6 protein-coding genes and 1 riboswitch are annotated in these 5,262 nt (G+C 61.7%); of the genes, 3 read left to right on the plus strand and 3 right to left on the minus strand.

The genetic code is table 11. The annotated features are described in order from the left end of the window. Both H7225_RS06705 and H7225_RS06710 read right to left on the minus strand, forming a co-directional pair. Nucleotides 1–139 (minus strand): bifunctional adenosylcobinamide kinase/adenosylcobinamide-phosphate guanylyltransferase (locus H7225_RS06705; protein ID WP_290660129.1); only part of this gene is annotated, 139 nt, incomplete at its 3' end. Then, complete coding sequence (locus H7225_RS06710; RefSeq protein WP_290660118.1) at nucleotides 139–2,007, minus strand: TonB-dependent receptor; 1,869 nt, start codon at nucleotides 2,005–2,007, stop codon at nucleotides 139–141. The genes H7225_RS06705 and H7225_RS06710, both read right to left, overlap by 1 nt. Nucleotides 2,008–2,096: 89 nt before the next feature. Further along, nucleotides 2,097–2,353, minus strand: a riboswitch (cobalamin riboswitch). A gap of 21 nt (nucleotides 2,354–2,374) precedes the next feature. On the opposite strand from H7225_RS06710, the gene H7225_RS06715 reads away from it, so the two are divergent. Both H7225_RS06715 and H7225_RS06720 read left to right on the plus strand, forming a co-directional pair. Next, on the plus strand, nucleotides 2,375–2,611 hold the full coding sequence (locus H7225_RS06715) for a DUF904 domain-containing protein (RefSeq protein ID WP_290660121.1): 237 nt from the start codon (nucleotides 2,375–2,377) through the stop codon (nucleotides 2,609–2,611). After that, nucleotides 2,608–2,928: a cell division protein ZapA gene (locus tag H7225_RS06720; RefSeq protein WP_290660123.1), complete on the plus strand. Its 321-nt coding sequence runs from the start codon at nucleotides 2,608–2,610 to the stop codon at nucleotides 2,926–2,928. The genes H7225_RS06715 and H7225_RS06720 overlap by 4 nt, the downstream gene beginning before the upstream one ends. Nucleotides 2,929–3,179: 251 nt before the next feature. Here the strand turns inward: H7225_RS06720 and H7225_RS06725 are convergent, their stop codons facing one another. Next, on the minus strand, nucleotides 3,180–4,181 hold the full coding sequence (locus tag H7225_RS06725; protein WP_290660125.1) for a sensor domain-containing diguanylate cyclase: 1,002 nt from the start codon (nucleotides 4,179–4,181) through the stop codon (nucleotides 3,180–3,182). 204 nt (nucleotides 4,182–4,385) lie between these two features. Here H7225_RS06725 and H7225_RS06730 point away from each other — a divergent pair. Next, the coding region (locus tag H7225_RS06730) for an NAD(P)-dependent oxidoreductase (RefSeq protein ID WP_290660127.1) at nucleotides 4,386–5,262 on the plus strand (877 nt) is incomplete at its 3' end.

Genomic DNA, 5,262 nt, shown 5'->3' on the forward strand with positions numbered 1-5,262 from the left:
CGTCAAAGGCCAGCGCCGTGGCCACCACCGTCACGCTGTGCGACTCAGACTGCCGCAGCCAAGCTTGTGCCAGCCTTTCGGCCTGGCGCGACTTGCCGCTGCGTTGGCCGCCAACGATGAGGTGGTGTTCGCCAAGCATCACAAGCTCGGTGTCCAGCGAACGCCGATGATGGCGGTGCGCGGTGTGCTTGAATAGGTTTGCGCGTTCTCGTACTTTCTATCAGCCACGTTGTCGATGCGTGCGAGCAAGCGCCATTGGGCATTGATGCGGTACAAGGCGTCCACATTCACCACGGTGTAGCCGCCCAGCGCGATGGCATTATTCGGCTTGTCAAAGCGCTTGCCCACCGCCAGCAACTGCGCGCCCAGGGTCCATTGCTTCAAATCGGTGTCAAGCCGCAGTGAAGCATGACGACGTGCGCGGCGCGGAAGATCCGTGTCGTTGAGCGCGTTCTTGGACGAGTCAAAATCGATGTCCCCGGACAAGCGTACCGGCCCCAGCGGCACGGCCCCATTCAAGCTGACCCCTTGCAGGTGGGCCAACGCTGTGTTTTTGTAGCAATAAGCCCGATCTTGCACGCAGGTTTTCGCACTATCAGGAGGCCCAGTGATCAGGTCAGTCACCCAGTTGTTGTAGACCGTCAAACCCCATTGGGCCCCGTCCTTTTGATACCGCACTCCAAGCTCGGCATTGCGGGAGGATTCCGGTTGAAGCGTCAGGTTGCCGTACTTGCTGAAGCGTTGGTACAAGGTCGGCGCCCGATAGCCCGTGCCCCACGATGCATGAACGTTCCAGTGGTCTGCAAAGTCCTGGCCCACCGCCGCGGAGCCCGTGCTGTGTGTTCCAAACTCGCTGTCCCAATCATGGCGGGCATTGAGTTGAATGGCAGTGCCATGAGCACGCCACGCGTAGCCCAGTCCCAGGCCATCGTCACTGCGATGGCCTTCGCCAGAAGTGCCGGACAGCACCACATCGCTGTTCTTCAAATTGTCTTCCCGGCGCTCCAACACAGTGCTCACCGAATGCGCGCCCCATTTGACCTCGTTGATCCAAGACGCCGTGTCCACATGGGTTTGCGTGAGGTAGCCGGTCAATGGTGTCGCATACCGATCGACCGACTGCCCCGCCACCACCTGACTCAACCAGTTGTCCAACCATTGCGCGTTCCATTGCAATTTCAGATCTCGCAGATCACGAACGCTGTAGTCATCTTTGGTAGAACTGATGGAGGCGTCGTACCGGCTATTGAGGTGCTGCTGCGTTGCCGTGGCCTCAATCCGATGCTCTTTAACAGGAGTGAACCCCAGGCGCGCACTCCCGCCCTCCGTGGTGTAGCCATCGCGGTCAGCAGCCCGAGTGCCCGGCTTGAAATTGGTCTTCGCACTGAAGCCGTCGCTGCGCTCCTTGGCCGCCGACACCGCATAGTCGAACATGCCCGCAGAACCACTTAAGCCAGCATCGGTCTTCACAAAGCCCAACTCGCCAGCCGACACACCCAGGTCAAAGCTCGCAGGGCCTTTACCCTTCTTCGTGAAAATCTGGACCACGCCCGAAATCGCATCCGAACCATACAAAGCGCTGACCGGCCCACGCACGATCTCGACACGGTCGATCTGCGACAGGTTCAGCATCTGCCAGGACGCACCGCCACTGCCGTTTTGCGTGTCAACCCGAACACCATCGATCAATACCGCGATGTGCCGCGTCTCACCGCCGCGCAGGTAAACGTTGCCATCGGCACCCGGCCCGCCATTGCGCGCCACCTGGAATCCGGCGACGTGGCTCAGCAGATCCACCATCGTGCCCGAAGCCTGACGTTCGATGTCTTCGCGGGTGATCACGGTCACATCGGCCACCACCTGAGAGATGGCCGTCGGCGTGCGAGTTGCCGTGACCACCAGCGGTTCAAGCGCGTCCTTGGCGGACTGGGCCCAAATGGAACCATGCGCGCACAGCAGTGCAGCACCCACGGTCAGGGAGAAGCGAGCGCCCACAAGGCGCGCCATAAAAATAATCATGATGAAATGAAAACAATGAGCCCAGGCCCCTGCGTCCCCGCAAGGTACTGCGAAATAAGCCGCGTGATCAGAAAAGACCAGCGCAGCCTCTGATTGGCCGGTATCCGGGCTAGGCGGTGCAACCCATGCAGCCTTCCCAGATGCTTGAGCATCCAGTGGCAATAGAACATGGGTGGAAGCGTTGGGGGCATGAACCACCAACACTTCGACCGCCGACCGTTGCGGGGGCAGCGCAGGTGGGGTGCGGCATGTGTGAATGCCTGAACCGTCCTGCTTCCCGTTTAACTGCACCAGGGAGAACCCTGGCGCGAGCACCAACATCGTCATTGTAAGGGAGCCGGTAAGCCAGCCTACAATGGCCGCCATGTCCAGAATCGATGATCTCACCGAGCGCGTTGAGCGATTGCTGCTGCGTCACGAAGAGCTTCAGCGCACCCACGACCTGTTGCAGCAGCAACTGGACGTGACCACCCACGAGCGTGATTCACTCAAGGCTCGACTGGCCGCGGCCCGTGCCCGCATCGATGCCCTGATCGACAAGCTGCCAGCCTCATCCACCGACGCCATCCCGACCCACACGCCCGACGCATGAAACAAATCGAAGTCTCGATCATGGGCCAAAGCTATTTGCTGGGCTGCCCCGAAGGCGGTGAAGTGCGCCTGAAGGAAGCCGTCTCGCACGTGGACCGCGAGATGTGCGCCATCCGCGACAGTGGCAAGCTCAAGGCCCGCGAGCGCATCGCCGTGTTGTCTGCGCTGAACCTGGCTTACGAGCTGACCGAGCGTCCCGCCTTGGCCGCGCCTGCTTCGCCATCGGCTGACCTAACCGACATGCCATCGCCTGAACATGTTGACCGGCTGATTGCCCGCATCGACCAGGTTCTGGGCCAAGACGGTCACTTGATTTAAACCCCTTCGCAACGGGGTATTTACACACCCGCCAAGGCACAGCACAAGTAGAATGAAATCGTTCGTTGCGTTCGTGGAAGCTTTTAATTCCTTGAACCGATGCTCTTAGAGCCAGGGCTTGGAATATTGCGAAGCGGGCGTGATCATCTCGCGTCAGATGAACCCGAAGCCTCGCTGACCTCGCCCACCTGAATCCCCTGGGTTCAGGAACGCGGCAACCAGTGCGCAACGAACACCTTATGTGTGGACGCTCATGTGTGAACGAACTGGATGCTGGCCAAGGCCACACGGTTCCCACCGGTGTCACGGGCACTGGCCATGGCGCGATCGGCGCTGCGCATCATCTCTTCGACCGAGCCCGCGGTGTGCGGAAAACTCGCCACCCCCATGCTCACCGAAAACGGAATCTGCTGCCCGTTGTGAGGCACGATGTGGCCCGCACATTGACGGCGCAGTTGCTCCATTCTGGAATGGGCCGTGGCCAGGCCCACGCCCGACAACAGCACCACGAAACGATCGCCCCCCAAGCGGCAAGGCGAGTCCATGGCGCGGGTGTTGGCGCGCAGCAAACGGCCCAAGGCTTCGACGACGCGTTCTCCACCTTCGGGGCCGTGCAGGCGCAGGATTTCTTCCAGCCCATCGATCGACACCGAGACCAGCGCGAACTCGCGTTGCTCGCGGCTGGACAGGTCAGCCTCGCGGCGCAGTTGTTCTTCAAAGTGGGCGCGGTGGTACAGGCCGGAGGCGCTGTCGCGCACCTGGTTGTCCTGCATGTCGCGACGCAGGTTGTCGTTGGCTTTTTGCTGGGCTTCCAACTGCTCCAGTGCGGAATGCAGTTGGGTTTCACGGCGCTTTTGTTCGGTCACGTCCTTCCAGACGGACAGCAGCTTGCGCCCAGGGGCAGCTTGACCTTCTTGCGCGGGCGCTTGCCGCCACACGGTGAAGTCACGCCGCTCACCAGAGCGCTCAAGGCGGTGCTCGGTCAGGAAGCCTTGGCTCAAAGACAGCGCCTGTTGATCAGCGGCGCGCAAAGCCACGGCCTGCACGGCATCGAAAAGATCCGAGTCCTGAGCGCCCACCACCGTGGTACGCGGACCCGCCAGCAAACTGGAGGCGGCTTCGTTGGCCCAGTCGTAACGTCCGCTTGCCACGTCCTTCACCAGCAAGGCCACGCCCAAATGGTCAAGGGCGTGCACCAGGGCGTCTGACAACACGCCTCCGGACAATGTCTCCACAGCGTTTGAATCGGCCATAACGTTGTTTGATGTGGTCATGAGTACTTGGAACAACCCGGTGCATTCAAGCATGCATCAGGCCGAAGGCCTTCAAGGCCAAATCTTGGCTTAAATTAACGCGGCTGACTGCCCTTCAAACATGGGATGTGAGCCACCTTTACAGTGCTTGTGTGCGCTTTACCACGGTGCATTGACCTCAATTCCCCCCTCTTGGTACCCGTCATGACCCAGCTCACTGTTTTAGGTTGCGGCCTGATGGGAGCGCCGATGGCGCGCCGCCTGCTCGCCGCCGGATTTTCGGTCACCGCCTGGAACCGCACGCGGGCCAAGGCACAAGCCCTTGAATCCGCAGGGGCACTGGTGGCCGAATCACCAGCGCAAGCCGTCGCGCAGGCAGACATCGTGATCACCATGCTGGAGCATGGCAAGGTGGTGGAAGAGGTCTTGTTTGGGCTGGCGGCGGACAGCGCCGTGGCAGGGCTGAAACCTGGCGCATTGGTGATCGACATGAGCTCGATCCTGCCGGAGCAGGCCCGAGAGCATGCTCGGTGCTTGGCTTTGGTGGGCGCGGCCAGCCTGGACGCCCCGGTCTCGGGTGGCACGGTGGGCGCCCAGGCGGGCACCTTGGCCATCATGGCCGGCGGCTTGGCCGAAGACTTTGAGCGCGCCCGCCCGGTATTCGCGGCACTGGGCCGCCCCGTTCACGTGGGCCCGGCGGGCAGCGGACAACTGGCCAAGCTCGCCAACCAGATGATCGTGGGCATCACCTTGGGCGCGGTGGCCGAGGCCTTGCTGCTGGCTGAACGCGGCGGCGCCGATCCTGCCCGCGTGCGAGAAGCACTGCGGGGCGGTTTTGCCGAAAGCCGGATCCTGGAAGTGCACGGCCAGCGCATGGTCGATGGAGATTTCACCAAGCGCGGCTCGCTGGCCATCCAGCTCAAGGACTTGAACAACGCGCTTCACACCGCCACGGGCATGGGCTTTGACGCGCCCATCACGCAGCGACTGGCCGCGCTGTATGCCGACGCCGCCAGCCATGGCTTCGACCAGTTGGACCAATCCGGCGTGTTCTGCGAGTTGCAGCGCCGTCAAAAGCCAC

Source organism: Aquabacterium sp., assembly GCF_014378415.1.
GTDB lineage: Bacteria > Pseudomonadota > Gammaproteobacteria > Burkholderiales > Burkholderiaceae_C > Aquabacterium.

What these genes read in the sequence shown, in the direction of transcription:
- H7225_RS06710 (WP_290660118.1), bottom strand. Translation starts at nt 2,007, where the DNA reads ATGGCGCGCCTTGTGGGCGCTCGCTTCTCCCTGACCGTGGGTGCTGCA.
- H7225_RS06715 (WP_290660121.1), top strand. Translation starts at nt 2,375, where the DNA reads ATGGCCGCCATGTCCAGAATCGATGATCTCACCGAGCGCGTTGAGCGA.
- H7225_RS06720 (WP_290660123.1), top strand. Translation starts at nt 2,608, where the DNA reads ATGAAACAAATCGAAGTCTCGATCATGGGCCAAAGCTATTTGCTGGGC.
- H7225_RS06725 (WP_290660125.1), bottom strand. Translation starts at nt 4,181, where the DNA reads ATGGCCGATTCAAACGCTGTGGAGACATTGTCCGGAGGCGTGTTGTCA.